The 26,993-nt window shown below is 46.3% G+C and carries 23 protein-coding genes; 14 read left to right on the top strand and 9 right to left on the bottom strand.

The window, feature by feature from the left end; translation table 11 throughout:
* Positions 1–97 precede the first annotated feature (97 nt).
* Together ACTIE6_RS17185 and ACTIE6_RS17180 are read right to left on the bottom strand one after the other, a co-directional pair.
* Positions 98–487: a transposase gene (locus ACTIE6_RS17185; protein WP_439557814.1), complete on the bottom strand. Its 390-nt coding sequence runs from the start codon at positions 485–487 to the stop codon at positions 98–100.
* A gap of 25 nt (positions 488–512) precedes the next feature.
* Entirely contained in the window at positions 513–2,714 is a 2,202-nt protein-coding gene (locus tag ACTIE6_RS17180) for an ABC transporter permease (RefSeq protein ID WP_439557813.1), read from the bottom strand.
* Between the two features lie 242 nt (positions 2,715–2,956).
* Here ACTIE6_RS17180 and ACTIE6_RS17175 point away from each other — a divergent pair, with 242 nt between their 5' ends.
* The 3 genes from ACTIE6_RS17175 to ACTIE6_RS17165 all read left to right on the top strand — a co-directional run bounded on the left by ACTIE6_RS17175 (position 2,957) and on the right by ACTIE6_RS17165 (position 5,255).
* On the top strand, positions 2,957–4,024 hold the full coding sequence (locus tag ACTIE6_RS17175; protein ID WP_439557812.1) for a DUF6973 domain-containing protein: 1,068 nt from the start codon (positions 2,957–2,959) through the stop codon (positions 4,022–4,024).
* A gap of 63 nt (positions 4,025–4,087) precedes the next feature.
* Positions 4,088–4,528: a hypothetical protein gene (locus ACTIE6_RS17170; RefSeq protein ID WP_439557811.1), complete on the top strand. Its 441-nt coding sequence runs from the start codon at positions 4,088–4,090 to the stop codon at positions 4,526–4,528.
* Between the two features lie 274 nt (positions 4,529–4,802).
* The gene (locus tag ACTIE6_RS17165) at positions 4,803–5,255 is read left to right on the top strand and encodes a hypothetical protein (protein ID WP_439557810.1); all 453 of its coding nucleotides are present in this window, start codon (positions 4,803–4,805) and stop codon (positions 5,253–5,255) included.
* Positions 5,256–5,360: 105 nt separating this feature from the next.
* Here ACTIE6_RS17165 and ACTIE6_RS17160 read toward each other — a convergent pair whose 3' ends face one another.
* The gene (locus ACTIE6_RS17160; protein ID WP_439557809.1) at positions 5,361–7,754 is read right to left on the bottom strand and encodes an ABC transporter permease; all 2,394 of its coding nucleotides are present in this window, start codon (positions 7,752–7,754) and stop codon (positions 5,361–5,363) included.
* A gap of 210 nt (positions 7,755–7,964) precedes the next feature.
* Between ACTIE6_RS17160 and ACTIE6_RS17155 the strand changes: the two genes are divergently transcribed.
* Positions 7,965–9,449, top strand: a complete 1,485-nt coding sequence (locus ACTIE6_RS17155) for a glycine--tRNA ligase (RefSeq protein ID WP_439557808.1) — start codon at positions 7,965–7,967, stop codon at positions 9,447–9,449.
* Between the two features lie 67 nt (positions 9,450–9,516).
* Here the strand turns inward: ACTIE6_RS17155 and ACTIE6_RS17150 are convergent, their stop codons facing one another.
* Complete coding sequence (locus tag ACTIE6_RS17150; RefSeq protein ID WP_031525871.1) at positions 9,517–9,774, bottom strand: helix-turn-helix domain-containing protein; 258 nt, start codon at positions 9,772–9,774, stop codon at positions 9,517–9,519.
* Positions 9,775–10,117: 343 nt separating this feature from the next.
* On the opposite strand from ACTIE6_RS17150, the gene ACTIE6_RS17145 reads away from it, so the two are divergent.
* Positions 10,118–11,593, top strand: a complete 1,476-nt coding sequence (locus ACTIE6_RS17145) for a nicotinate phosphoribosyltransferase (protein ID WP_439557807.1) — start codon at positions 10,118–10,120, stop codon at positions 11,591–11,593.
* A 25-nt stretch (positions 11,594–11,618) separates the two neighbouring features.
* Here ACTIE6_RS17145 and ACTIE6_RS17140 read toward each other — a convergent pair whose 3' ends face one another.
* The 3 genes from ACTIE6_RS17140 to ACTIE6_RS17130 form a co-directional block, all read right to left on the bottom strand.
* Positions 11,619–14,429 (bottom strand): M16 family metallopeptidase, encoded by a 2,811-nt coding sequence (locus ACTIE6_RS17140; RefSeq protein WP_439557806.1) that lies wholly within the window; start codon positions 14,427–14,429, stop codon positions 11,619–11,621.
* Positions 14,430–14,575: 146 nt separating this feature from the next.
* Complete coding sequence (locus tag ACTIE6_RS17135; protein ID WP_439557805.1) at positions 14,576–15,304, bottom strand: lipocalin family protein; 729 nt, start codon at positions 15,302–15,304, stop codon at positions 14,576–14,578.
* Between the two features lie 148 nt (positions 15,305–15,452).
* Positions 15,453–18,425: a DNA polymerase III subunit alpha gene (locus ACTIE6_RS17130; RefSeq protein WP_439557804.1), complete on the bottom strand. Its 2,973-nt coding sequence runs from the start codon at positions 18,423–18,425 to the stop codon at positions 15,453–15,455.
* Between the two features lie 55 nt (positions 18,426–18,480).
* Between ACTIE6_RS17130 and ACTIE6_RS17125 the strand changes: the two genes are divergently transcribed.
* Together ACTIE6_RS17125 and ACTIE6_RS17120 are read left to right on the top strand one after the other, a co-directional pair.
* Positions 18,481–18,762 carry a type II toxin-antitoxin system RelE/ParE family toxin gene (locus ACTIE6_RS17125; RefSeq protein ID WP_439557803.1) on the top strand — a complete coding sequence of 94 codons (282 nt, stop codon included), beginning with the start codon at positions 18,481–18,483 and terminating at the stop codon, positions 18,760–18,762.
* 9 nt (positions 18,763–18,771) lie between these two features.
* Positions 18,772–19,071 (top strand): HigA family addiction module antitoxin, encoded by a 300-nt coding sequence (locus ACTIE6_RS17120; RefSeq protein WP_439557802.1) that lies wholly within the window; start codon positions 18,772–18,774, stop codon positions 19,069–19,071.
* A 10-nt stretch (positions 19,072–19,081) separates the two neighbouring features.
* Here ACTIE6_RS17120 and dinB read toward each other — a convergent pair whose 3' ends face one another.
* Positions 19,082–20,311: a DNA polymerase IV gene (gene dinB, locus ACTIE6_RS17115; RefSeq protein WP_439557801.1), complete on the bottom strand. Its 1,230-nt coding sequence runs from the start codon at positions 20,309–20,311 to the stop codon at positions 19,082–19,084.
* Positions 20,312–20,441: 130 nt separating this feature from the next.
* Here dinB and ACTIE6_RS17110 point away from each other — a divergent pair, with 130 nt between their 5' ends.
* Positions 20,442–21,203, top strand: a complete 762-nt coding sequence (locus ACTIE6_RS17110) for an XRE family transcriptional regulator (RefSeq protein ID WP_439557800.1) — start codon at positions 20,442–20,444, stop codon at positions 21,201–21,203.
* A gap of 6 nt (positions 21,204–21,209) precedes the next feature.
* Here the strand turns inward: ACTIE6_RS17110 and ACTIE6_RS17105 are convergent, their stop codons facing one another.
* A complete protein-coding gene (locus ACTIE6_RS17105; protein ID WP_439557799.1) occupies positions 21,210–22,991 on the bottom strand; it encodes an ABC transporter ATP-binding protein in 1,782 nt (593 codons plus the stop codon).
* Positions 22,992–23,217: 226 nt separating this feature from the next.
* Between ACTIE6_RS17105 and nusB the strand changes: the two genes are divergently transcribed.
* From nusB to coaE, 6 genes are all read left to right on the top strand, one after another.
* Positions 23,218–24,384: a transcription antitermination factor NusB gene (gene nusB / locus ACTIE6_RS17100; protein WP_439557798.1), complete on the top strand. Its 1,167-nt coding sequence runs from the start codon at positions 23,218–23,220 to the stop codon at positions 24,382–24,384.
* 93 nt (positions 24,385–24,477) lie between these two features.
* Positions 24,478–24,780: a YtxH domain-containing protein gene (locus ACTIE6_RS17095; RefSeq protein ID WP_439557797.1), complete on the top strand. Its 303-nt coding sequence runs from the start codon at positions 24,478–24,480 to the stop codon at positions 24,778–24,780.
* Positions 24,781–24,789: 9 nt separating this feature from the next.
* Positions 24,790–25,230, top strand: a complete 441-nt coding sequence (locus tag ACTIE6_RS17090; RefSeq protein WP_439557796.1) for a DUF1573 domain-containing protein — start codon at positions 24,790–24,792, stop codon at positions 25,228–25,230.
* 62 nt (positions 25,231–25,292) lie between these two features.
* Positions 25,293–25,595, top strand: a complete 303-nt coding sequence (yajC, locus tag ACTIE6_RS17085; RefSeq protein ID WP_056281273.1) for a preprotein translocase subunit YajC — start codon at positions 25,293–25,295, stop codon at positions 25,593–25,595.
* A gap of 12 nt (positions 25,596–25,607) precedes the next feature.
* On the top strand, positions 25,608–26,297 hold the full coding sequence (locus ACTIE6_RS17080; protein WP_439557795.1) for a hypothetical protein: 690 nt from the start codon (positions 25,608–25,610) through the stop codon (positions 26,295–26,297).
* 17 nt (positions 26,298–26,314) lie between these two features.
* Positions 26,315–26,920, top strand: coding sequence for a dephospho-CoA kinase (gene coaE, locus ACTIE6_RS17075; RefSeq protein ID WP_439557794.1), 606 nt, complete (start codon positions 26,315–26,317; stop codon positions 26,918–26,920).
* Positions 26,921–26,993 lie beyond the last annotated feature (73 nt).

Raw genomic sequence — 26,993 nt, 5'->3', positions numbered from 1 at the left:
TCAATGATCTTTTGCTCAGCACTTAGCGCTTCTTTACTGACATGCTGCCGCTTGTAATAACCACTCTTGCTGTACCCAAAGTAGCCGCAAACCTGCTTTACTGCGAACTGTCCCCGGAAACGGCCAACGCATCGGTGCCAAAACTTTTTTTTAAATCCGTGCCGAACTCCTCATTGGCCAGTTCGATCACTTTTTCAGCGCACTGGTGCTTTAAGCTTAGTTCGGCATAGGCCACTTTCAGGCGCCGTAGCTCTGCTTCCAAACGTTTTTGCTGGTTTGCTTCCCCTTTCATCTCTACGCGGATTACTTTGTTGATCAAATGCTCTTTGCCAAATTTAACAATCCATTTTTTAATTGTAGAGCTCCCCTTGATGCCATAACGACGCGAAGCTTCTAAATGGCTTATTCCTTCCTGCTCAATCTCACGGACTACTTCCCGTTTAAAGCTCAGGCTGTACTTCACTACTTTCGGACGGTCATGCTGCATAAATCTCCCTGTGGTTAAGGTCAACCTATTTCAGGACGTGACAGTTAATCCCCGATGCGCCAAGTACTTTCCTGATTCCTATTTCCCGGGTCCGCCGCGCTACACTCAGCGAGACCATACCGATAATGCCAAGCACAACAATGACCAGCGCCAGCAATGTGGCCAGCTGCGCTGCCCTTTGCAACCGGATCTCCGATTGATAAAGCTTTTGCAGCGTCTGGTCCATGAAAGTGTATTCAAAAGGTGCATCCGGCATGAGTGCCGCCCATTTTCGCTGAATGGCTGCCATAGCCGGTCCAACATGGCCGCTCAGCCTGAAACTCAGATACCTGTATGTATTTCCCACTTTGATGTGGCTTATTGCCAGCGGTTTGATCTGCTGGTGCATAGATTCGAAGTGGAAATCCTGAATTACTCCGGCGATAGTCGCAGGTTGCGGAGAAAAATGGATCCTGACCTGTCTGCCGACAGCATCCTCGGGCGACTTGAACCCGAGGGATTTCACTGCCGAGCGATTAATCACAATGCGGTCAGTCTGAATACCTGCATTTGGCTTTGCGAAAAAGTCGCCGGCCAGTACTTTAATCCCAAAGGTCGATGCGAACTTTTCATCGGTTGAGAAAAACTGGGTGTGGATCGCCTGTGCAGAATCCTGTCCGGGCTGGTAAATACCGTATTGGGCACCCGTATTCCCGTTTGCTATTTCATAGGATAAACTTACGTCCGCAACTTCGGCGAGGGTCGAAAGCTCATTGCGGATCCCTTCCATTCGCGCCAGTCCCTCCGGCGTCCAGTCCCGCGGCACCGCAATTGACACCAATGCATTTTTCTCAAAACCCAGACTTTTATTGAAGAAATAATCGACCTGCTGGGTGATGATGGCAGCTGCTACAAAAACAAACAATGCGATCGTAAACTGCATCACAAGCAGAGATCTCCGAAAACCCACATGCTCTTTGACGGATTTCAGCTTCCCTTTCATGGAATCCACTGACGGGATCGCCGAAAGTATGAAAGCAGGGTAGGAGCCGGCTAGTAAGCCAATCAGCAATGCACAAAGTATCGGCAAGATGATAATCCAGGGAAAAAGGGAGATTCCTGACACAAGTTCTTTACCGATAATTTGACCAAAATAACCCCGCGATAACTCATAAAAGCCGATTGATAATAAGCTTGCGAATGCGGCCAGCAGTATAGACTCAGCAAGAAACTGTCCGATAATCTGCGCTTTGAGGCTGCCCAGCACCTTTCTTACGCCAATTTCTTTCAACCGGGAAGAGGAGCCTGCCACAGAAATGTTGACGAAATTGACAACCGCCATCAGCAGGATAAAAGCAGTTACCGCGGCCAGAATGTAGATCATCTTCTGAACTAAACCGTCATTGGCTTCGCGATAATAGTCTTTGAGCGGAGTCAGGTATATGTTCAGATTTTCGTGTGCGCTTACGGGTGCATTCGTTTTCAGTATCTGAGCGACAGGCATTTCAAGCGCTTTTGGTTCAATGCCTTTTTGCAGCTGAATGAAAGTTACCATAAACGGAAAATTCCAGTCGCTTTCTGCTCCCTTGCGCCCTTCAAGTGAGCTCAGCGGGATGAATATGGAAGATGGATTATTAAGTAAGTGGCTGACTGAGTTGGTTTTCAGATCTTCCAAAACAGCTGTCACCTGATACTCCTGCTTGCCGCCGACGAAGTTGTGCAAAGTCAGGCTTTCCCCAACTACATCGGTTTTTCCAAAGTATTTAAGAGCTTTTTCTTCGGTAATTACAATGGAATTTGGCTGTTGCAATGCAGTTTTCACATCGCCGTGCAGCGCAGGAAATCCGTACATGGAAAGCAGGGTGGTATCTCCTGTTTGTACATCTTCCCGAAAGTGCCTGTCGCCGTGAGAAACTGCGACTGTGATGGCGTCGTAGCGATAGTAGCCTGCTACAAGATTAGGATACTCGTCCCTAAGTGTCTTGCCAAGCGGCCCGAATGTAGCGAAGTCAATCCCCATTTCCGGCACCTTCCACTTGCTGCGGACAATGTACTGCTGGTCTGCATTCCGGAGATCGGCATTCACCTGCAACTCACCATGAATATAACTGCCTACGAGGAACGTAAACGTAATCCCGACAGCAAGTCCAAAGACAGTCAGAACAGAATAGAATTTACGTTTCAGCAAATTCCGCCAGGCAATAGTGAAGTAGTTGTGCAGCATGCGGTAAAAATAGGGGAAACGCATTTCAGCGTAACGGAGAAGGTTGGTATTTAAGGAAATTTAACTAGAGTACAGATAATTGGCTTTCTGCTACAAACCGCCGCCCGAAGTTACACTTGCTACTACACCACATTCGTAATCGCCGCCATTCGGGTATCCCCTCATTGCCGGCAAATAATCAAAAAAAAGCTTCACAGGAATTGATATGTAAATAGGAGAACTGAAAACTAGTTCAGGCAATTTTCATTAACTAACTCTAACTACCTATGCAAAAATGTGTAATCAGTGCTTTGCTGTTGTCTCTTGTAGCAGTTGTGGTATCTTGTCGCGAGCCTGAAATGAAGGCTTCCATGCGGGAAAATGAAATGGTTAAAACTGAAATTATTGATTTCAAAGGAGAAAAAGTGATAATTCAATCTGATTTTCCGAAGGAACTGTTTGGGCAATCTCAGAAAGAATTTGACCTCTACTACCAGTCTGTCGCTGGTGTGACCAAATCTCGAACCATTGGTATAGGTGTCAACATTACCTACGAGGAACTGCACCCGATCCTGGTAAAACATCTTTCCAAATACCCACAACCCAACTCAGAAGACGAACTTTCAGACCTAGACCTTCGCCGCATTTTCCAGGATTTTCCCGAAATACAAACACGTGAGGAAGCTGATGCAAGACGAATGGTGATTTACGATTTCTACCAAACACTTGCGAAAAGGGATATTATCGCGGAAGTTATCAGGTTTGAAAGTACGAAGGGAAGAAACGGGCGTATTGCAGATGTATCTCCCGGAACGCTTACTACTCCCGAAAAGAATCACTTGCTATTGAATCCCGGGTATGCGCAATGGTATATTCAGGCTGCAAATGATGCTAAATCACTAACACAGACAATTTACCAAAATCAAGATTCAGGAAATAAGGGCAACGCTTTCAAGCATTCAACCTGGAATGCATTGTCGATCCGATACATCTTAAAAGGGTCACCTGCAAGTGAGAACCAGGCAATTGACTTTACACAGGATGGAACTTCAAAACACGAAGAGGCTCCTGAGGGTGGCCAGGTATATGATAAATATACTGCGATGGATCTTCATAATAATATGTCTGCACGCGTCTGGATGGAAAATGAAACAAAATGGGGGGTAGGACCTTTTAGAAAAATGCCTTCCGTAGACGACATTGTAAATACAATGGCTGCCAGAGCAAACTCGAGTGCTTTGGAATTGATAAGTACGATTTTGAACTGGCACGGAGGTGATAATGTGGGAACATGGAATAATCTATACAATAACATGTATGGACCACATCAGCATTTGGTACACGTGGATCTTTAAAATGCTGGGACTATTTAGTTAATATCAGTGGTTTATTGAAAATCTTCGATTAGAATAGTTACTATGAAAACAACGATATTGATTGTCATTCTTGGAGTCCTGCTTTTGGGATGCTTCGATAAGATTGACTTAGCGATTGATACGCTTTATTTAAAGGACGGCGACCGGGCGACTCAGAGATCGCAGGCTGTATCTAAATTGTACGAGCATTATGCTGCAAGCGAGAAAAATCGGGAGGCTTACGAAGTGGTTTCAAAGAAAAGCGGACGATTTATTCTAAATTTCACACCTGGCCTTGGACTTCTCACCGTTTGCGGAGACCCGGGAAGTGGATGGTCGCAACAGTTTCAAAACGTTGATGAAGCAATGCTGAAGAAGCTGGTGGATGAAGGAATCTCTTTCGACGATTTGTATGATGTTGGGTCAATGTCCCATAAGGTTGATAGTCTGCTTGTGCGAAAAAGACCGATTTACAATGTCAATACGAATGGAAATCCGAAATAACCCCATTTAATCTAATTCTTCTGGCAACTTCGCGTTGCCAGAAGAATTGAATCTAAGTTGCCCGCCAGACTCACTCTGGCCGTAACTCTTCAAAGCGTTCACCGGCTGATTTAGAAGCCTAGGCGCTTAGTGTGGAGAGGGTGATAACTCCGTCTCCGGCGAGGATCCACCAAGAGAACGGCTGTCAGTATTCGAAATGGCGCACCGCAGCATTTAATCTATATCGAACTTTGACTATTCGAAATCTATGTTTGGTAATTTAAATCGATCTTATATGAAATTGAGGACGTTTCTTTTTGTCATACAGCTGTTGGTTGGAATGGCTGCATGCATCAACAAAGTCGATCCTGATGTTGATACTATGTATACTGAGGATGGGAAAGACAGGAAAGATGCGCGTATGCTGGCCATTCCTAAGCTACTTGCGCATTATTCAAGTAGTAAAAAAGACAAGCTTGTATATGAGGTCATTTCTAAAAAGAAGGGGCAGTATATATTGAACTTTACACCATCCCTAAAACTACTGACACTGTGTGGTGATCCCGGAAGTGGTTGGGGACCTCAGTTCAAGGACGTAGACGAGGCAACTCTTCAAAAGCTTATCAACGATGGTATATCATTCGAGGACATTCATTCGATTGGTACGATTGATAGCAAGTTCGACAGTGTTCTTGTCAGGAATGAACCTCGCGTTGAGGTGAAGACGAATGGTGAGCCGTCGCTCTGATCCCGGATAACTTTCCTACTGGTAAGATGTTCAAGCCAGCAGGAAAGTATTTAAGACTTCATGAAATAATATTTAGATACAACCGAGAATAATAGGCCCCCAAACTCACTCCGCCCTCAAACTCTTCACCGGGTTCATCAATGCGGATTTAAATGCCTGGGCGCTAACAGTTGTAAGAGCGATCAGAATGGCGATGAGGCCGGCGCCGGCGAAAATCCACCAGGAAAGTGGTTCGCGGTATTCGAAGATTTTGAGCCACTCGCCCATAGCGTAGATCGATACCGGCGTGCCAACAACAATAGCGATCAGAACCAGCTTGATAAAATCTTTGGACAGCAGCAGTACTACGCTCTGGATACTCGCACCAAGTACCTTGCGAACACCAATTTCCTTCGTCCTCGACTCGGCGGCAAATGCTGCCAGACCAAACAAACCCAGGCAGGCAATCAAAACCGCCAGCACGGCAAAAGTGAGCATTACATTGCCCTGGCGCTGCTCGGAAGCGTATTGATGGGCAAAGTTCTGATCCAGAAAATGGAAATCCAGCGTTGCTTCGGGATCAAATTCCTTGTAGGCCTGGCGCATGTAATCCAGCGCTTCTTTGGTCTTTTCAGGTGTAATTCTCACGTAAATATTGTCGCCGTCACCTGGCGCAGGTGCCTGTAAAACCAGCGGCTCGATCTTGTGCTGCAGAGAATGGGTATGGAAATCTGCCACAACGCCTACGACGGTTGCTTCTTTCGTATTGCCCTGGCCATCTACAAAGTACTTGATCCGCTTGCCCAGTGGGTTTGTCCAGCCTTGTTTTTTGACTAATGCTTCATTGACCATTGCTGCGGCCGACAAGTCTGCTTCCGATTCGGAATTGAGGTTTCGGCCGGCTATTAATTTGATCTCCGTTGTTTTAAGGAAATCCCCGTCAACTGCAAACTTCTGTACCATTTGGGTACCTGGACTCATCTGGCCATTTTCTTTTTCCATAAACATCCCCGCAGAGCCCAGATAGTTAGTGCCGATAGGATTGCTGGAAGATGCCACACTTTCAATCAATGGACTTTCGGACAGCTTCTGTTTAACCGCACGAACCTGATTTCTGACCTCATTTTTATCAATGTGAAACACAAGTACCTGGCTTTTATTAAAGCCCAGATCTTTGTTGTTGACATAATACATCTGGCGGTACACCACTGCCGAGCAGGCGATCATTACCACCGTGGCCGCGAACTGAAATACCACCAGCGATTGGCGGAAATAAGCACTGCTGACCTGACTGCCGATCTGTCCTTTCAATGCATTAACCGGACGAAAGCCGGAAAAGCGAAGTGCCGGATATAGGCCGCTCACCAACCCTACCAGCAGCACAAATGCGATCGCAATCAGTGCGCTCACTACGTCACTGCGGTACCCGGGTGAAAGCGACTTTTCTGCCAGTTTGTTGAACATAGGCAGAAACACAATAACTAGAATGAACGCGACCAAACCCGATAGTATCGTCATGATCATTGATTCTGTCAAAAATTGCCCGATGAGCTGGCTCCTTTCCGAACCTATGGATTTTCTGACACCTACCTCACGTATCCGCTTCATGGAGCGGGCAGTGTACAGGTTTACATAATTGATACAGGCAATCAGCAGGATCAATGCGGCGATTGCGGAGAATACGTAAACGGTATTTGCATTTCCATTTGGGCCGAGCTCAAAATCCAGGTGCGAGTTCAGGTGAATGGAGGTAAGTGGTTGAAGCTCCATTTGATAGCGCACATTGCCCATCTCTTTTTTCAGGTATTTCGGGAAAAACCCGGCCAGTTTCTTCTCGAACTTATTAACGTCTGTCCCGTCTTTGAGCAGCAGGTAAGTATAGAGTTCAAACTGCTGCCAGCCAGTCGTATAATCTTTGGGAAGTGATCTTAACGCGCTGAACCTGAGATGTGAGTTGGCAGGTGTATCTTCAATTACTGCGGTTACGACATTCGGGAAGTTATTGCTGAACATTACGGTTTTTCCAACAGCCCGGGAAGCATCCTTGAAAAGTGTCTCGGCCAGGGTTTTGGTTAAAACAATTTTTTGCGGTTCTGCCAATGCAGTTCTGGCATCGCCATATAAAACGGGAAAAGAGAATACATTGAAAATAGACGGATCTGTAAAGAAAATGTCATTTGCGACCACTTCGTTTTTGCCATATTTCATCGTACCACCGCCTTCTGAGCTGATGCGGACCGTGCCTTCGACTTCCGGATAATCCATTCGTAGGGCAGCGGCAAATGGTGCTGACGTAAGTGGAAGGTGAAAGCTGCTTTCGTCCCAGCTAGCCTGCTGTACTACCCGAACAATGCGGTCTGCTTTCTCGTGAAAACGGTCGTAGCTCATTTCGTCGGCCACATAAAGCAGCATCAGCCACACTGCTGCCATGCCTATACCCAGTCCGAAAATGTTGAGTCCGCTGAACAGTCTCTGTTTACTGAGGTTGCGGAAACTGATTTTGATATAGTTGAACAGCATGTTGCACGTCGGTTTGTTTACATACCCTGGTTAAAAACGTATGCCAATTTTGTATCTATAATGATAATCAATTACTTTACGATCAATGTCGCTATATTTTGTCCGGTTTCGAACATTGGGCTTACGTATGTCCGGTCAAAATACCTAATTTTGCCAACTTCCTTGTTTTGGATGCATTAACAGTCTTTTCTCATTGATTTTTAACCAAGAATGAACCCAACACCCGCTACCTCTTTACAAGATATTGTAGGGCACGCCAAAGAATACGGCTTTGTTTTTCCTTCTTCTGAAATATACGACGGTCTGCAGGCTGTTTACGATTACGGCCAGAACGGCGTCGAGCTGAAAAATAACCTGAAAGCCGCATGGTGGAAGGCGATGACGCAGCTGCATGATAATATCGTGGGTATCGACGCTGCGATCTTCATGCATCCGCTTACCTGGAAAGCTTCGGGGCACGTCGACGGGTTTAATGATCCGATGATCGACAATAAAGATTCTAAAAAGAGGTACCGCGCCGATCAGTTGCTGGAAGGCAAAGCAGAACAATATGCTGCCGAGGGTAATGAAGAAAAGGCACAGGCACTGCTGGAAGAAATGGGGCGACTGCTGAGCGCTGAGGATTTGAACGGGGTTCGCGAGCTTATTATATCTGAAAATATCAAATGCCCGGTTTCGGGTACGACCAACTGGACGGAAGTTCGCCAGTTCAACCTGATGTTTAGTACGCAGGTGGGCTCCGTAGCAGAAGATTCCAGTCTCATTTACCTACGTCCGGAGACTGCGCAAGGCATTTTTGTAAACTTCCTGAATGTACAGAAAAGCGGCCGGATGAAAGTTCCTTTCGGTATTGCACAGATTGGAAAAGCATTCAGGAATGAGATTGTGGCGCGTCAGTTTACTTTCCGTATGCGGGAATTTGAACAAATGGAAATGCAATTTTTCATTCGCCCTGGTACTGAAATGCAATGGTACGAATCGTGGAAAGAAGCGCGGATGAAGTTCCATAAAGCGATCGGGTTACCAGCGGAGAAGCTGAAATTCCACGATCACGAAAAGCTGGCGCATTATGCCAATGCGGCGGTGGACATTGAATTCCAGTTTCCATTCGGATTCAGGGAAATTGAAGGGATCCATTCAAGAACCGATTTTGACCTAAGAAACCATCAGGAGCTTTCGAAGAAAAAACAACAGTACTTCGATTCTGATTTGGATGAAAATGGCAAACCTTATGGAAACTATATTCCGTATGTAGTGGAGACTTCGGTAGGCGCTGACCGTCTGTTCCTGGCTACTTTCTGCAACGCTTATACCGTAGAGACAGTAGGCGAGGGGGAAAATCAAAAGGAGCGGACTTACCTGAAACTGCATCCTGCATTGGCGCCATTCAAGGTTGCGGTACTTCCATTGGTGAAGAAGGACGGACTGGCAGAGAAAGCACAAGCAATCGCTAATTCACTTAAATCTTCGTTCAGAACTGTTTATGACGACGGAGCTGCCATCGGAAAGCGTTATACCAGACAGGATCTGATCGGAACTCCATTCTGCATTGCGGTGGATTACCAGACGATGGAAGACGATACCGTGACCATTCGTCACCGCGATTCCATGGAGCAGGAGCGTGTTTCTATTAGTGAATTGAAAGAGAAAATTGGCTATCAGGTAGCAATAGAGCGGATTCTGGAAGCGATATAAATTTAAGTTTTTGCAAAATGAAAGCGGGCGATTCAATGAGAGTCAGCCCGCTTTTGCTTGTTGATGGTTACTCTGCGGTGTGCAGGCGCACCAGGTCCTCTGCATTTCCTCTGATCAGGTCCACCGAGTCTACTTCAAGAATCTGCGCGATCTGGATCAATCGCTCCAACGTAATGCGGGTGTAAGCAAGCTCAATTTTACTATACGCATTTTGAGATATGCCCAACTTCATTGCGAGATATTCCTGTGTGTAATCCCTGTACTCCCTGATTTTCCGGATATTCAGCGCCACGGATCTGATCTTCGCCTCTATCGATTGGTCCATGAAACTTCTTTTTTGTTCGTAAGTATTCCGTTTTGTGGAAACATACGACCAGCGTACTGCGAAAAGATCAATAGCTTAATTTCCGTTAAATCATCCGTTTATATACGTTGGGTAATCTTCTTGTCCCTACAACCTGCATTTATTCTTGTAAATAGTTGAAATTCAGTCTACAAGTTTTAAAAGATAGCTTTGAGGAATAAAGCTGAAATTTTTTGTAAAAAATACAAACGAGCTCATTGATCGAGAGCCAGGACTTTGATAAACTGTTGATTTGGCAAGAGGCTGGTTAGAAATACCGGCCTTTTTTTTATTAATTGAGCACCTTATAACAACCATACACATCATGATCAATCAGCTATACGACACTTCTCTGAGCTTGCTTACAGACCTTTATCAGCTCACAATGGCCTACGGTTACTGGAAATCGGGCAAGGCCGAGCAAGAAGCAGTTTTCAATTTATACTTTCGAAAACATCCGTTTCAGGGTGGTTTTACGATCAGCTGCGGTCTCAACAGTGTGATCGAATATATCAGGGAATACCGGGTAAGCCAGTCTGATCTCGACTATATCGGTTCTTTGAAAGGAAACGATGGTAATGCATTGTTTGAACCGGGTTTTCTTGAATATCTTTCTCAAATGGAGCTCCAATGCAGTATTGATGCGATCCCGGAAGGTACTGTTGTATTTCCAAACGAGCCGCTGCTCCGTGTGCAGGGACCTATTTTGCAATGTCAGCTGTTAGAAACGCCGCTTTTGAACCTGATCAATTTTCAATCGCTGGTAGCAACCAAGGCGGCGCGCATGCGGCTGGTGGCCAAAGATGATACATTGCTGGAATTTGGATTAAGACGCGCACAAGGTCCGGACGGCGGGGTTACTGCCAGCCGCGCTGCCTATATCGGTGGCTTTGATGCCACTTCCAATCTCCTTGCCGGCAAGATTTACGACATTCCGGTAAAAGGAACCCACGCACACAGTTGGGTAATGTCCTTCGATTCCGAGCTGGAAGCATTTGAAACTTACGCGCAGCATTTGCCCAACAATGTAACCTTACTTGTGGATACCTACGACTCGCTGCAAGGTGTACGCAATGCGATCGAGGTCGGTAAAGGGTTGAGAAAGCGTGGTTATGAACTTGGGGCGATAAGGCTGGACTCGGGTGATCTGGCTTATCTAAGTATAGAGTCCCGGAAGCTGCTGGACGATGCGGGATTTGGACAAACCAGTATCGTCGCAAGTAATGATCTCGACGAGTATATTATGGACAGTCTGAAAATACAGGGAGCGAAAATAGATATCTGGGGCATTGGTACCAAGCTGGTTACCGCCTACGATCAGCCTGCTTTGGGCGGTGTTTACAAGCTTGCCGCAATCAGGAATGGCAGCGGCGAATGGGACTACAAGCTGAAATTGTCTGAGCAGCTCGTGAAGGTCTCCACACCGGGCATTCAGCAGGTGCGGCGTTTTCGGGATAGCAAAGGTTTTGTTTCTGATATGATTTTCAATATTGAAAATCCATTGATTGGAAAGTCGACGATGGTTGATCCTTACGACTTTACGAAAAACCGGTCATTTGAAGAGCAAATGCATTTTGAAGATTTACTGGTGCCCGTTTTTGCAAAAGGCCAGCTTATTTATAGTCAGCCTTCCATTCACGAGACCCGGCAGCGGGTGAAGGATCAGCTTGCGCATTTTTACAAAGGGATCAAGCGTTTTGTAAATCCGCATACCTACCCGGTCGGGTTGGAAAAGCACCTATTTGATCTTAAAACAAATATTATCCTGAAATTAAGACAAGGCCAGCCCGCTGCGCAGTAAGTGCAGCAGGCTAGCTTTATCACGATTATTTCTTCTCAGGCATCAACACCACCTGAATGAAATCGTCATCATTAAAGTACTTACGAGCGGCTTCTTTGGTGCTGGCGACTGTAATTGATTTCAGCAGACGTTCCTGTTGGAAAATCTCGTCGAGATCGTCTCCCAGGAACGTATTGTCGTCGAGGTAGCTGAGCCAGAAGCCGTTTGTTTTAACAGCCGTTTCCGTTTGTCGACGTGTTTCAGCTACAAACTTTTCAATGTCCTTCTGGTCGGCCCCGTTTTCTTTCACCTTCGCAATCTCCACTTTCGTGCGCTTGATCAGCTTTTCCACATTCTCGGGCGCGCATCCGAAACCGACTGTAAACCGGTATCTTCCTTTTGGAAACTTGTCGGTGCTTTCTGAAACACTCACGCCGTACACCCCGCTTTCTTCCTCGCGCAGCGCTTCAATCAGCTTGATCTGAAGTACCTCCTGCAAAGCCTCTATCTGAATGTTGTTTTCAGGATTGTAGTCATATTCTCCGCTCGCAACCAGCGTCACGCGGCTTTTGGGCTCCATTCCTTTGTAGATTGTCTTTTCAATTTTCCCTTTTGGCGGAAAAATATTCGGGTGATCAAAGTCGTCATTTCTCTCAGTAGAAGGCAGGCTGCCGAGGTACTTTTCAATGTAAGGCTTAATAGAATCCACGCGGAATGCGCCTACGAAGGTGAAAACGAAATCGGAAGCGTCAGAAAACCGGTCTTTGTAAATGGCCTCTGCACGGTCCAGGTTTACCTTGTCAACACTTTCGGGTTTGAGCGGCTGACGTTTTGGATTGTGATTTGTCAAAACCGCATTCAACGAATCCGAATAAACTTTCTCGGGAGTCAGCGTTTTCTGGATGTTTTCCAGGTATGCTTTCTGGTTTGCCAAAATGCCTTTTACTAGTTCTGCATCTTTGCGGGGCTCCGTGAAAGACGCATAAATCAGCTGCAAAGTGGTTTCCAGGTCTTTCGGGTTTGTTTCGCCGCCGATACCCTCGGTAAGCTCGCTGATATAAGGTCCGGCGCTAGCCGTTTTTCCTGCTAAAAACTTTTGCAGCTGCGTCTGATTGTAAGGTCCGACCCCGCCTGACTGAATCAGGTAACTGGTGAAAACGCCCGTTTCCCGCTCATCCGGAAATAAGGAGTAACCACCGCGTGCCGTGGCTTTGATCAGGATCTCGTCATTTTTAAAGTCAGTCGGTTTCAGCAAAACCTTCACGCCATTTGAAAGGGTAAGCTCGGTCACGCCCAGCTTTTCAAGCTTTTTCTCCGAAGTAACCTTCCCTGCAACGGGCTCTTTACTCAGCAACGGAGTGTCAACAACATCGTCTACATAGGCAGTCACATCCTTTCCGGCGTCTTTTAACAATGCACGGATCTCAGGCTCTGTCGGCAATGCCTCTTTGCTTTTCTCTGCGCCCATTACCACTACTGCCCGGTTTTTATCGGTGATGTATTTTTTGGCCAATGCATTCACTTCGGCCAGAGTTACGCTTTCCAGGTGTTTTTTGACAAACTCAAAATAGGCTGCTGCGCCCATATAAGGCTTGTCGTGCAGGAAGTGGTTGAGGTACTCCTGTACGTGGTTGGCAGATTTAGTTTTGTCACGCTCTTTGTAATACTGTTCAATGCTGTTGAAAAAATCCTTTTTCGCGCGATCGAGCTCGGGCTGCGTAAAGCCAAATTTTTGAACACGTGCATTCTCTTCCAGCAGGGCGGTCAAGGCAGTTTTCATAGACGTTGCATCTTTGGCTAGCGCAACCGAAGTGTAAGAATCGAGATTGCCGAGGAAATCACGATATTCGCTGCCCCCATAAAGAAATGGCGGGTTAGGCTTTTGTGTAAGCTCCTGCATGCGCTGCCCCATCATCGCATTGTACAGTCCCTGCGCGAAGTTGTTCCGCACGTCCTGCAAAGTTTTTTCCTTGCTGTTTGGTTGCTTGTAGATCAGCTGGATCAGGTTCTGCGGATATTCCGGGTCGGTAACAATCGCAACCTGCGTCGATCCGTCGAGTGGAATGTCGTATTTGGTGCGTTTTTTAGGATTGACGGGCGGGGCAATGGAGCTGAATTTTTGCGTAATGATGGCTTCCACTTTGGCCGGATCAAAGTCGCCTACCGCAATCACCGCCATCAGGTCGGGACGGTACCAGTCTTTGTAAAAAGCTTTGATCGTTTCCGGTTTGAACGACTTCAAGATGCTATCCTTCCCGATCGGCAGGCGGGCTGCATACCTGGAATTATTCAGGATTACTTTCAGGAACTTGTCCCGCATTCTTTGCTGCGCGCCCCGGCCCATTCTTGATTCCTCCAATACCACGCCGCGCTCTTTTTCAATTTCGGCCGGGTCGAGCAATGCGCCATGTGCCCAGTCTTCCAGCACCTGAATGCCTTTTTCTAGCAATCCGGCGGAGTCAGTAGGAATGGGCAGCATATATACTGTTTCGTCAAAGCCGGTATATGCATTCAGGTCGGCGCCAAAGCGCACACCCGTTTTTTGCAGGAAGTTGACCAATTCGTTCTTCGGAAAGTTGGTAGTCCCATTGAAGTTCATGTGCTCCATGAAATGGGCAAGTCCCTGCTGCGCGTCCGTTTCCAAAACAGACCCGGCTTTCACAGCCAGCCTCAGCTCTGCCCGGTTTTTTGGTTCGCTGTTCTTGCGGATATAGTAAGTGATCCCGTTTTTTAGTCTCCCCGTTTTTACGTCGGGATCAAGGGGAATTTTTTGTGAGGCCAGGTCCTGCGCTGAAACCAGCGAAACAAAACCAGATCCCATAATCATAAAGCAAAAAGCGAGAAGAGCCTTTTTCATTTTTTTAATTTTAAATTGATTTAAAGTCAGCGAAACGAAAGATAACGCTTTTCTATCTGACCGGTTCTCTGGTAACAGTTTTTAACTTTCCAGGCGAAATTGTCGGGAAATCTGAGAGGTACCTGTATCTGGGTGGTTGAATTGCCTTATTGAAGCGTGGGCGGGCACCTGATGCCTTTGAATGCAAGTCCGCGCCGGAATTTTAGCTTAGAACGGTCTTTGAAAACCATTGAACCGTCTCTGTCTTCCACTTCCCCGAAACCCTCAATCCATTGCGGGCCTTTTTTAAGGAAAACTACCTCTCTGGTCGACTCAGTTCCTTCTGATACGAAGGTATATTTTGCATAAATGGTATCCCCACGCATTACGCCATCGATTTTACCCTGGTTCCGGTCTTTTTCATAAAAAGCATAAAACAGTTCACCGGTGACAATGCTGTCGGCTACATTGACGTGCAGGAATGCAGAGTCTTTTCTGGATTTATATACAAAGCATTCATAGAGCTCGAAGTCGGAGATCAGCTTGTCAGGATTGCCTGTCTTTGTATAGGTAAATCGCTTTCCGGCGTGCTCTACCACCAGCGTACTATCCCCGGCAGAGATGATTTTCATGGTATCCGTTACGTCGTCAGTGCGCTCGGTAAATTCATTTTTTCCGCTCAGGATTAGCAAATCACCCTGTTTTTCCCATCTCTCATACAGTTTGGATTCAAGATTAATGGACGAGGCCCGGCCATCATCTTTTAAAGTAAAACCCCTTTTATGTTGCGGCTGATCGGGAATTTCGGTGACCCAGCTGCCGGTAATGGAGCCGGATTCTTTGGTGCAGGAAGTAACAGCAAGAAACGCACAGAAGATCAGGATATGCTTTAACATCAGGCGGGGTGGTTTGTGGTTGTGCAAAAATGGGCTATTCCGGTGAATAGCAAAACTGTTCTACAACGAAAAACAACTTGTCCACATTATCCCGCGACCTTTAAATGCGGATTTTAGTAGTTTTTCCAACTTTAATGTGTGCACTTCGCTACTTTTCCCTAGCCACCGAATCCATTCTGCTGATATCCATTACATCTACCGTCATAAACCCAAACTCTTCCGTTACAATACCACGGATTTTGTAAACACCTTTGACCGAAAAGTTGGCCTTCGTGTTTCCTGGAAAATGAACTGTATCAATAAACTGTCCTTCCTGATCCAGAAAAGTACCAAAATGCATTACCTCGCCCCGAGAAGTCCGCGTGTTTTTAACAGCAACCAAATACCCGTACTGAATCACTTCCTGGTTTACATACCGGTGCAGATCCTTGCTCATAACACTTGGAGGCAGCGGGTGCCTGACGAGTGAAAACGGACTGCAAAGCGGATATCCCAACAATTCTATCTGATCATAGGCATCGTCGATGGGAGAGGATTCAAATGAAGGAAGCTCGTAGTCCTTGATTTCGGTGTCGAATAATTGCTTTTGCGGCACCTTTACGGGTGTGGTACTCAGCCGGAAATGTGCTTTCCATAACAGTGTTTTTTTATCAATGCCGGTGAAACGGAATGCATCAATGCGGATCAGGATCGTGAGCTGCTCAATAGAGATAGCGACCCGGTCCAGAAAATTATTCAGAGACAAAAAAGGTCCGTCTGCCTCGCGCGCCTCAATGATTTTTGCAATGGTTTTTTCTTCGATCTCATTCAGGAACTGCATTCCAATGTAGATATCCTTTCCTTCGATTACGGTCTGTGCGTAACTGTGGTTTACGCAAGGTGCCAATACATTTCCGCCGAGCATCCGGGCTTCATGGATATATAGTTCCTGTCCGTAAAAGCCACCTCCATTGTTGAGTACCGCCACCATGAATTCCAGCGGAAAGTACGTTTTTAGAAAAAGGGTCTGATAGCTTTCGACAGCATAGGAGGCAGAATGCCCTTTTGCAAAGGCGTATCCTGCGAAACTGGCTATTTGGTTCCAGATTTCCTGGGTCATTGCTTCATCGTAACCCTTGTCACGGCAGTTTTTAAAGTACTTGTTCTTTACCCTGTCAAACTCCTCCCTCCCTCTGAACTTACCACTCATGCCGCGCCTGATCACATCTGCTTCACCCAGGTCGAGCCCGGCGAAGTAATGCGCCACCTTGATCACATCTTCCTGGTAGACCATGATACCATAAGTCTCCTCCATTAATTCAAGCAACTTCGGGTGCGCTTCTTCACGCCGCTCGGGGTTGCGGTGGCGAAGAATGTACTCGCGCATCATTCCGCTTTTTGCCACGCCCGGCCTGATAATGGAGCTTGCCGCAACCAGGCCGAGGTAATTGTCCACTTCCAGCTTTTTCAGCAGCATTCGCATGGCCGGAGACTCCACATAAAAGCAGCCAATGCATTGCGCCTGTTTGATCAGGTTGTTGATCCTGGGGTCTGTTTTGAATTTTTTTACATCATTTATATCGAACTCTGGTGCATCCGGGCGGTTGTATCTGATCACTTCAAGCGTCTCTTTGATCTTTGCCAGACCTCTCTGCCCGAGAATATCGTATTTGTTCAGACCGACATCTTCGGCGATCACCATATCGAATTGCGTGGTCGGAAAACCTTTGGGCGGGATATCAGTAGCAGAAAAGTAATGGATCGGCCGCTCAGAAATCAGTATACCTCCGGCGTGTATGCTGAGGTGATTGGGTTGATTGTTCTTTTGCAGATAATCGGCGTATCTGATCACCAGCGACCCGTACTGATCGAGTTTTCGTGGATCGTATTTTCCATTGCTCAATGCTTCAATCTCGTAAGCCGGCAAGCCAAACACTTTTCCCAGTTCACGCACAGCTGCGTTATGCTGAAATGTGCTGTAAGTTGCCAGCAGTGAAGCCTGACCTTTTTTACCGAAAGTGTCGAAGATATATTGCGTTACATCCTCCCGGTCGCGCCACGAGAAATCAATGTCAAAGTCGGGCGGGTTTTTTCGGTACAAATTCATAAACCGCTCGAAGTACAAGTCAAGCTCGATCGGATCTACATTCGTGATATTCAGCAGGTAAGCGATGATGCTATTTGCGCCGCTGCCCCGGCCGACGTAGTAATATCCTTTTTCACGCGCATAACTGGTAATGGAGTGATTGACGAGGAAAAAGGGAATGAAATTCTGTTTTTCAATCAATTCAAGCTCCATATTGAAACGGTCGAGAATAACATCATTTACGTTTGAGCCGTAGCGATATCTCATTCCTTCGCAGCCGAGCTGGAAAATGCGCTGGTAATCGTCTTTTTTACTTTTTCCGAAAACCTGCAAATTCTGATGCTCACGCTCATCCCCGAATTTGAAATGCACATTACATTCATCCAGCAGCTTTTCGGTATTGTAAATGATCGTTGAGAAATCTTTCTGGTTAAAATGGTAAGTCAGCACTTTGCGCGGCACGATCTGCTCGTCTTCGGATCCGGTTTCCGACGGCAGTAATTTGCTGAGCATTGTATTTCCGTCAACCGCGCGCAGCAGCCGGTGTGCATTGAAATCTTTTTTATGCCGAAAGGTAACAGGCTGCTGAACAACCAGTTTATCCCTGACTTTCATTAAATGTGAGAACTGGATCTTGTTCAGATCTTTCAGCGAAATACCAATAAATTCATGCTCCCGGAAATGCTGTTTTCTTGCAGTGTTGACTTTCTCAAACGGATATATGAATGCCGTATCTGTAAGCTGCGGCGCGGTATCGGGAAAGTTCGTCTTTTCGTTCAGGTGTTTGGATAAAAATCCATTTAACGCCTGAAATCCTGCATTGCTTTTGGCCAGTCCTACATACTGTTGTTCAATCCCGTTGCGGAAATCTATGCCTACAACCGGTTTGATGTCAAACCTCGGTGCCAGCCGGACGAAGTTCAGGCAGCCTGAGGTGTTGTTAATGTCCGTCAGCGCCATGCAATCATAATCATGCTCACGCCCGAGCCGAAGCAAGTCCTCCTCCGGAATCATCCCAAACCGCAGGCTAAAATACGAGTGACAGTTGAGTAGCATTTTATCGGAATTCTAAACTTTATACTTACTTTGTGCGTTACTAATGCAAGACGTTATGATTTTAAATTTTTCGTCAAAAATCACTGAAAAGATTTGGTTGGGTGAACGGGTAGCGGCACTACCCATGGATATTCAACAGGTTGCAAGAAGAAAATTGAGAATGTTAAACAACTCACAGAGCCTGATTGATCTTCGAATTCCACCGTCAAACCGATTGGAGAAACTTTCAGGAAATTTGAAGGAGTATTACAGCATTCGTATCAACATACAATGGAGAGTCATCTTCAAATGGACTGACGGAAACGCGTCTGAGGTTGAGATCATCGATTATCATTAATTATACTCAATGGAAAAGCTCAAAAACATACACCCCGGGGAAGTTCTTCAAGAAGAATTTCTGGTCCCAATTGGAGTCAGTGCTTATAAACTGGCGAAGGATACTTCAATACCGCAAACAAGAATCAGCGAGATCATCAAAGGTCGCCGCAGGATCACCGCGGATACAGCGCTCAGGTTTGCGAAGTATTTTGGTACATCTCCCAAATTCTGGCTGGGATTGCAGGACGATTTTGATCTGGAAGAAGAGGAGCATCACATTACCAATGAGTTAAATAACATACAAACATTGCAGCAAGACGCAGCCTGATATTCAGCGGCTACGCATTCCGGTGCGCCGGGATAATGGGTGGGTCGCCATTAAAGGGGTTTCCCATACTTGAAATATTGGGTATGCCCAGGGTTGTTGCCCAACTGATAATGGAGTTACCGCGGTCATCAATCCCATACTTATCACGTATGTAGTCCATAGCCAGGTAAAGGTTCAGCCGCTCTTCGGAATCATCAAACATATTGATCTGGTGATTGCCGGATACCAGGTCACTGAAATTCACTCCTACCAGTCTCACCATCATTCTGCGGTTATAGAGCTGGTCAAATAGCCGCTCTATATGTGGGATCAGCACGTGATCTGCTGAGGAGTAGGGGATCTTTATCTGTTTTGAAAAAGTATTAAAATCGGAATACCGGATTTTAACAGAGATGCAGGAAGTCAGCTTGTTGCCTGAGCGCAACTGGTAAGCCAGGTTTTCTCCCATTGCCCGGATCATTTCACGCATTCGTTTCACATCGCCGGTATCTTTCCCGAAAGTCCGCTCATTGGAAATCGACTTACGTTCATGAAACGGGATAATCGGCGAGTTGTCCAGCCCATTAGCGCGGTTCCAGAGTAGTACGCCGTTTTTACCCAAAACCTGGCTCATCACCTGCACTGGCATATCCTGGATCGTTTTCACGTACCGGATTCCCATATTTTGCAGGATCTTATCTGTCTTTTCACCTACCATGGGGATCTTCTTGACAGGCATTGGTGCAAGGAAAGATTTCTCCATTCCTGCTTCCACCTTGCGGTGATTGTTGGGCTTTGCTTCCTCCGTAGCCACTTTTGCAACTATCTTACTGGTAGAAAGCCCCAGCGAAATCGGCAGTCCGCTCTCCCGCCTGATGCGCTCGCCCAGATTGGTAGCAAGCTTGTAGGAGCCAAAAAATTTATCCATTCCCGACAAATCCGCATAAAATTCATCGATACTGGCTTTCTCGAAAACTGGGACTGTCTCACTGATGATCTCCGAGACGATCTTTGATTCTTTGGAATAAACCCCCGCATCGCCACGAATTACGATCGCTTCCGGGCATAGCATTCTTGCCATTTTCATGGACATACCGGAATGCACGCCGAATGCCCTCGTTTCATAACTGCATGCGGCAACTACCCCGCGATCGCCCACGCCGCCGACCATAACCGGCTTATTTTCAAGCTCGCTGTTATTCTTCCGCTCCACGGAGACGAAGAACGTGTCCAGATCCAGGTGTAATATCGTGCGGTCCACAAGTTGGAATTTTTACGTTTTAATGGATTTATTCCAAATATATGGATCATTTCCATTTAGAAAAAGGAAATATTCCAAAAAATTATTATTTTTGAAAAGACATAGGTTTGAGTAACTGATCAACTGACAAATGCCGACCGAAGAAGAGTTTAAACGTTTCAAACAAGTAAGAGAAGAGTTGAATCTGACCCAGTCAGCATTCGCGGAAGAGTTGGGCATCAGCGCGACTACGGCTGACATAGAGCGGGGCCGCACGCGCATTCCAGGGCAGGTTGTGAAGGAGCTTTTAAAGAAGTATCACATTAATCCGCTCTGGCTTTTTGGTGAAAGCAGCCAGAAATACCTGCATTCCGATAAGGTTTCTGTCACGCCGAAAGTAGTGACTGTCGACAGCGAGGGTAAAGAGAATATTGTACTGGTGAATGCAAAAGCGGCTGCCGGGTACCCGAGCAATATCGGCGACGCACAATGGTTTGAGCGGTTGCCTGCATTCGGTATTCCCCTTCCCGAGTACCGGAATGCCACTTTTCGCGGCTTCCAGGTAGATGGAGACAGTATGTCGCCTGTGCTGCAATCAGGCGAGTGGATCGTTGGAAAAGCGGTGGATGATATGGATGGACTGAGCAACCGGCGGATGTACGTCGTTGTTACAGCCGATAGTGTGCTTGTCAAAAAGATCCAGAAAGAAGCGAATTCGGGTTTTGTAAACCTGGTATCCCTGAACCCTGACTATGCACCGATACGGATTGATCAGAACGAGATCCGCGAAATGTGGCAGGTGAGCAGTAAGCTGACATTCAACCTGGAAGCTGATACCCAGCAGGTGAGCCTGCAAAGTCTGCACCAGGAGATGAAAGAGCTGAAAGCGGAGGTGAAAAGGTTGGTGAAATAATCGCGTTTACACTTCCTCCGCCATTAGCTGCTTCTCGTACAGCTCTTTGTACGCGCCATTTTTTGACATTAATTCTGTGTGTGTGCCTTGCTCGATGATCTTTCCTTCGTCCAGTACCACGATCCTGTCCGCGAGCTTGGCTGAGGAAACGCGGTGGGAGATAATGACAGAGGTACGGTGGTCCATAATGCGCTTCAGATTGTTGAGAATGATATTCTCGGTATTTGTATCAACAGCTGAAAGGCAATCGTCGAGCACCAGAATCCTGGGATCTCTCGCAATAGCCCGGGCAATGGACAGCCTTTGTTTTTGTCCCCCCGAAAGCGTGATGCCTCTTTCACCCAGAACCGTATCGTAGCCTTGCGGAAAATCCATGATGTTTTTATAAAGGTCAGCGTCCTTTACCGCCTGTTCAATGCGTTCGAATGGCATATCCAGCGTGCCAAACCGTACATTGTTTTGAATAGAATCCGAGAAAAGGAATACATCCTGAGGTACATATCCTATTTGCCGGCGGTATGCGTGTACATCATAATCTTTCATAGGCGTACCGTCGATCAGTATCTGCCCGCCGGTCGGATCGTAAAGGCGGCACAGCAAATGCGCCAACGTACTTTTTCCTGATCCGGTCGTTCCAAGGATCGCCACGGTTTCCCCGGCTTTGATGTCGAGATCAAAGTCGTACAAAGCCTGAATGCCAGAGTCCGGGTAAACAAAGTTCACATGCTCAAACCTGATACCGCCGTCGAGCGGCCTCACCAGATTTTTCTCTGACACCAATGGCGTTTTTTCGTTCAAAAATTCATTGATACGCGCCTGAGAAGTAGCTGCACGCTGGATCTGACTGGTTGTCCAGCCCAGCGCCATCACCGGCCAGGTGAGCATATTGACATACAAAATGAACTCGGTAATGTTCCCGGGCGTCAACCGGCCGTTGATGATCTCCTGCCCGCCTACATAAATGATCAGGATATTACTTAGTCCGATCAGCATGATGATCACCGGGTAAAAGAATGCATCCACTTTGGTGAGCGCGAGAGACTTCACTTTAAATGTTTCCGCCTCTTTTTCAAAATTGTCGTAAGAGTGTTTTTCCTGGACAAAAGACTTGATCACACGGATCCCTGAAAAGGCTTCCTGAACATAAGTCGAAAGCGCCGAGAGTTGTTTCTGGATTTCCTGTGAGCGTTTCATGATCAGGCTGTTGACCACATACACGCTTACAGAAAGTACAGGCAGCGGCAGCAATACGTAGAATGTCAGCTTGGCGCTTACCGAAGCCATATACGAAATAACCAGCACGAAAAGAACCAGCAGGTTGATCCCGTACATCAATGCCGGACCCACATAAATGCGCACATTACTTACGTCTTCCGAAATCCTCGCCATTAAATCGCCCGTACTGTGACGACGGAAGAATGCAGCAGGAAGGGTTTGGTAATGCTGGTAAATGTCGTTTTTGAGTGCAAATTCAATGTGGCGTGACATGACTATAATAGTCTGTCGCACCAGAAACAAAAAGATCCCTTTCAACAAAGCCATTAAAAGGATCAGCAGGCCGTAGAGCAGGATACTGAATGCAAAAATGTCGTACATTTTACTTTGCAGCGACACCCCGTTGTAGAGGTAGTAGATATCCAGCGTTTCGATCACCAGATCAAGCGCATAACGCACGAGCTGTGCGGGGATAATGCCAAAAAGATTGGAGACCACAGTAAAGATGATACCGAGAATAAGGTACCATTTGTATTTCCATAAGTACTTATTGAGGTACTTTAACGCTTTCACCGGCTATGCTTTGGGTAAGAAAAATGAAGCTTTGGAATAGGCAACATCCTATTTATTTAAAACGTTGCAAATTTAAGGCAGGTGTTTCATTTTTTCGAATGTGAACAAAATACGCTAATTTCGCGGTAAATTTTAGATGCTCCCGCAGGGTACAAGACCAACCTTGCCTTTATATGAAGAAACGTTCTTTGAATTACTGTACTTTTTATACAATTAGTCCCGGCTTATGCTGAATAGGAGATTATTAAGGACCAAGGCTGTTCAGGCACTTTATGCTAGGCAACTGACTGCCGACGCAAACCGCCTGCTGGCGTTGGATCACATTGAGGAGGCTTTTGCGCCGGATCTGAATTCGATGGAATTTCAGGACAAAGAAAAATTGTCGGGTATGAGAAAGCTGGCAAATATTGCTTTGGACGAATACATCAAAAACGGCAAGCTGAGCGAAGACGAGGAGTTGCCGGATCGCGTGGTACGTGTGGCAAGAAGTGCCTATGAAGCTTATGACAGGCAAACCAAGTCGGATGGAGAAAAGCTGGTAAGAAGGGTTTTAAACGAAACCGAGCTGATCCACGTCGACTTTGTGCGCATACTTTCGATGCTCATTGAACTGTCGCACCAGGCGAAGATTGACAGAGAACGAAAATACGATGATCCCGAGTCGCCATTCCCCAAAAGTTCTGGACTGAACTCCAACAGGGTAATCCAGCTTCTGGTGGAAGATAAGGCTCTGGAAGAAGAAATTATCCGGAACGGAATCAACTGGAGTAATGAAATGGGCGTGATACGTAAAACGTACCGCGACGCGCTTCGGAAAGATGAAGTGTATGAAGCTTACTGCAAGGAAGCCTCGCACACGCCGGAAGAAGATCAGGCATTGGTGCAGCATGTGCTGCGTCAGGTGATCCTGAAACATGAAGTTCCCCTTGATTACCTCGAACAGCGCGATTTATACTGGGCCGATCACAGCGAGTTGATCCGGAGCCTTGCAATCAAAACGTTGAAATCAGCTGATGATACGAGTACATTTCAACTGGCTCCGCTCACAAAAGATTGGGAAGAGGACCGCGAGTTTGTCGAAGAGTTGTGCAAGATCGTAGTTGCCGAAAGTGACCAGTATGATCTGTATCTCGATGACCAGCTTAAAAATTGGGAACTGGAAAGGATTGCATTAGTTGACTTAATTATCCTCAAAACAGCATTGGCAGAGCTCATTCACTTTCCCGGAATACCCGTAAAAGTGACAATCAATGAGTTTATTGAAATTGCAAAAAGGTACAGTACCCCAAAAAGTGGTAAGTTTGTAAACGGCGTTCTCGACGTACTTTCAGTAAAACTTGCGAAAGAAGGAGTTATACGGAAAAGCGGCCGAGGACTGATCGATAATAAGTAATGCCGGCTTTTGCTGTGCATTACAATGGAATAATTTTTGGAGCTGTCGGTTATAGGAAGCTATAGCCGACTCAACAGCTAAAACTAGGAAATCATGAGTAAAACCAGTAACAGTCTAATTGCATTTGTGACAGGTTGTGTCACAGGTGCTGCATTGGGAATCCTCTATGCACCCGATAAGGGCGAAGTGCTTAGAACGCAATTAACATTCCGTCTTTCCAAGTATCGTGAGAAACTTCAGGAAGTAGTTGAGGAACTTATAGATAAGAAAGATCAGCCTGATAATTTTTCACGCTCAGAAGGAGAGCGGGTTGTAAACGACGCGCGCGAGAAGGCTGAAAAGTTACTTGAAGACGTAGACCGCCTGATGGCGCAGATTAAAGGTCAGGCAAGCTAAGCCGCTGATATGAAACAAATATTCACTTGCATATTCCTTGCAGTTTCACTGTCCTTTTTCAATTGTTCAAAAAGCGAAAAAGGGGAAAATGAAAAACAGGCATCTTCAAAAATGCCTGTTTTTGCATTAGTCGACAGTGCATCCTATGATTTCGGAACGATAGAGGAAGGCGCAGTTGTAGAGCACGAGTTCAAGTTTAAAAACGAAGGTGAGTATCCCCTTATCCTGAACAACATCTCTTCATCCTGCGGCTGTACAACACCCGAATGGCCGAAAGAGCCTATCGGGCCGAATCAGACATCGAGTATCAAGGTGCGGTTTGACAGTAAAAACAAAAGCGGCCCGCAAGTGAAAACGATCACGGTTTATGCCAATACAGATCCCGCATATTCCGAATTGCGACTTAAAGGAATTGTGAATGCAGCACCTAAGCCGCAAGAATCCAAATAACTCAACTCTATCTATTTAAGATCGGTTTTCGGTTTTAAAATTACCTAATCCATTCAAATCAAATGAAGCTTTCTCTCTTAGCACAAGCAGCAACCGACGGTTCTCAGACAATGATTTACCAGGTTGTCATGTGGGTCGGGATAATTGGTGTATTCTATTTCTTTATGATCCGCCCGCAACAGAAAAAACAAAAGGAACAGAAAGAGCTGTTGACTAACCTGAAAAAAGGCGATCAGGTGGTGACGATAGGAGGAATTCATGCAAGAATTTATACCGTCGAGGAAGCTACTGTAACGCTTGAACTTGACAAAGGAGTTAAATTAACTGTCGAGAAATCGGCAATTTCACGCACGATAGCAGGATAAACCTAGTTGGCCGTGAATTACGTACCACCAAACCAAAATAGAATCAAAACCTTTATTGGATGCTTGCTGGCTGCGTCTTTCTTCTGGCTGATGAATGTGCTGAACAGGGATAATTATTCCATCAAGCTGAATTACCCGCTGGAAATTGAATACGATAATGCTTCGTATGTTCCAATGCAGCCACTACCACGCCGGATTTCGGTCAATGTTTCGGGCGATGGTTGGAGGTTACTTCAAAAATCGTGGCTGAATTTCAATGCCAATCCGGTAGTGTATAAAGTGGTCAATCCCAATGTAAGGAATGTGATCAATTCCACTGCACTTACTGACCAGGTAGCCGAGCTCTTTCCCGGATTACATGTGAACTATGTGGTATCTGATACTTTTGAGTTGAGTTTTGAGCCCAAGATCAGGAAAATTATCCCGATCAGGGTAGATAGCGCCGGGATTGAGGTCAGGGAAGGTTTTGTGATTTCCAGCATTATCAATGTGTCGCCTTCTTTAATTTCGGTCGACGGTCCGGTATCACTGATTAAAACTTACCCAGACACGATCCGGATCTCCGTTCCCACACCTAAGATCCAGAACAATTACGACGAAAATCTGCCCATTCCATTGCCTGTTTCACCACTGGTCGATGTGAGTCACCGCGATGTGTTTGTGAGTTTCGAGGTAGCACAGTTTCTAAATGTACCATTGTAAGTAAACCGGCTAAGATCATGTCAACTCCGCTTCAAATAGGTGTCACAGGTGGAATTGGTTCGGGTAAAAGTGTTGTTTGTGAGCTGTTTAGCTGCCTGGGCATCGCTGTCTACAATGCGGATGCACGGGCAAAGTGGCTGACGAACCATCACGAAGATATCAGGAGGGAAGTTACCGCATTACTTGGTCCGGCGGCCTATAATTCGGAAGGCAGATACGATACTGCATTTGTGGCCTCTATTGTTTTTCAAAACGAAGCTTTACTCAAAAAGCTGAATGCGATCATTCACCCGGTTGTGCAGGAAGATACAGCACAGTGGGTCGCCCGCCATTCCGGCGCTGCTTATGTGATCAAGGAAGCCGCGATCATGAAAGCGGCAGGGGATGGTAATACGCTCGACTTTGTGATTGTGGTAGAAGCCCCGGCGTCACTTCGGGTTGCCAGGATATTAAAGCGCGACAGCAGGTCGGAGCAGGAGATCAGGGCAATCATAGACCGGCAGGTGTCTGACGAAATCCGGAGTTCAATTGCTGATTTTATTATTACAAATGACGAAAACGCTGCATTGATTCCGCAGGTCTTACAGCTTCATGAGCGATTTCTGGCTCGCTCCAAATTTTAGAAATCCACATCTAGTCCCAGCGCCTGTTTCAGTTCAAGCAGATACGGGTTTTTCTCCGCCATATAATTGAATT

The sequence above is a fragment of the Dyadobacter sp. genome (genome assembly GCF_051859145.1).
Lineage (GTDB): Bacteria > Bacteroidota > Bacteroidia > Cytophagales > Spirosomataceae > Dyadobacter.
The sequence above is the reverse complement of the archived record's forward strand: the minus strand, read 5'-3'. Positions and strand labels throughout refer to the sequence as shown.

Excerpts from the sequence above, each read along its gene's own strand:
- ACTIE6_RS17120 (WP_439557802.1), top strand. The coding sequence starts at position 18,772 with ATGGAAAAGCTCAAAAACATACACCCCGGGGAAGTTCTTCAAGAAGAA.
- nusB (WP_439557798.1), top strand. The coding sequence starts at position 23,218 with ATGCTGAATAGGAGATTATTAAGGACCAAGGCTGTTCAGGCACTTTAT.
- ACTIE6_RS17150 (WP_031525871.1), bottom strand. The coding sequence starts at position 9,774 with ATGGACCAATCGATAGAGGCGAAGATCAGATCCGTGGCGCTGAATATC.
- ACTIE6_RS17185 (WP_439557814.1), bottom strand. The coding sequence starts at position 487 with ATGCAGCATGACCGTCCGAAAGTAGTGAAGTACAGCCTGAGCTTTAAA.
- ACTIE6_RS17180 (WP_439557813.1), bottom strand. The coding sequence starts at position 2,714 with ATGCGTTTCCCCTATTTTTACCGCATGCTGCACAACTACTTCACTATT.
- ACTIE6_RS17155 (WP_439557808.1), top strand. The coding sequence starts at position 7,965 with ATGAACCCAACACCCGCTACCTCTTTACAAGATATTGTAGGGCACGCC.
- ACTIE6_RS17165 (WP_439557810.1), top strand. The coding sequence starts at position 4,803 with ATGAAATTGAGGACGTTTCTTTTTGTCATACAGCTGTTGGTTGGAATG.
- coaE (WP_439557794.1), top strand. The coding sequence starts at position 26,315 with ATGTCAACTCCGCTTCAAATAGGTGTCACAGGTGGAATTGGTTCGGGT.
- ACTIE6_RS17170 (WP_439557811.1), top strand. The coding sequence starts at position 4,088 with ATGAAAACAACGATATTGATTGTCATTCTTGGAGTCCTGCTTTTGGGA.
- ACTIE6_RS17145 (WP_439557807.1), top strand. The coding sequence starts at position 10,118 with ATGATCAATCAGCTATACGACACTTCTCTGAGCTTGCTTACAGACCTT.
- ACTIE6_RS17125 (WP_439557803.1), top strand. The coding sequence starts at position 18,481 with ATGATTTTAAATTTTTCGTCAAAAATCACTGAAAAGATTTGGTTGGGT.
- yajC (WP_056281273.1), top strand. The coding sequence starts at position 25,293 with ATGAAGCTTTCTCTCTTAGCACAAGCAGCAACCGACGGTTCTCAGACA.
- ACTIE6_RS17110 (WP_439557800.1), top strand. The coding sequence starts at position 20,442 with ATGCCGACCGAAGAAGAGTTTAAACGTTTCAAACAAGTAAGAGAAGAG.
- ACTIE6_RS17160 (WP_439557809.1), bottom strand. The coding sequence starts at position 7,754 with ATGCTGTTCAACTATATCAAAATCAGTTTCCGCAACCTCAGTAAACAG.
- ACTIE6_RS17175 (WP_439557812.1), top strand. The coding sequence starts at position 2,957 with ATGCAAAAATGTGTAATCAGTGCTTTGCTGTTGTCTCTTGTAGCAGTT.
- ACTIE6_RS17095 (WP_439557797.1), top strand. The coding sequence starts at position 24,478 with ATGAGTAAAACCAGTAACAGTCTAATTGCATTTGTGACAGGTTGTGTC.
- ACTIE6_RS17090 (WP_439557796.1), top strand. The coding sequence starts at position 24,790 with ATGAAACAAATATTCACTTGCATATTCCTTGCAGTTTCACTGTCCTTT.
- ACTIE6_RS17140 (WP_439557806.1), bottom strand. The coding sequence starts at position 14,429 with ATGAAAAAGGCTCTTCTCGCTTTTTGCTTTATGATTATGGGATCTGGT.
- ACTIE6_RS17135 (WP_439557805.1), bottom strand. The coding sequence starts at position 15,304 with ATGTTAAAGCATATCCTGATCTTCTGTGCGTTTCTTGCTGTTACTTCC.
- ACTIE6_RS17130 (WP_439557804.1), bottom strand. The coding sequence starts at position 18,425 with ATGCTACTCAACTGTCACTCGTATTTTAGCCTGCGGTTTGGGATGATT.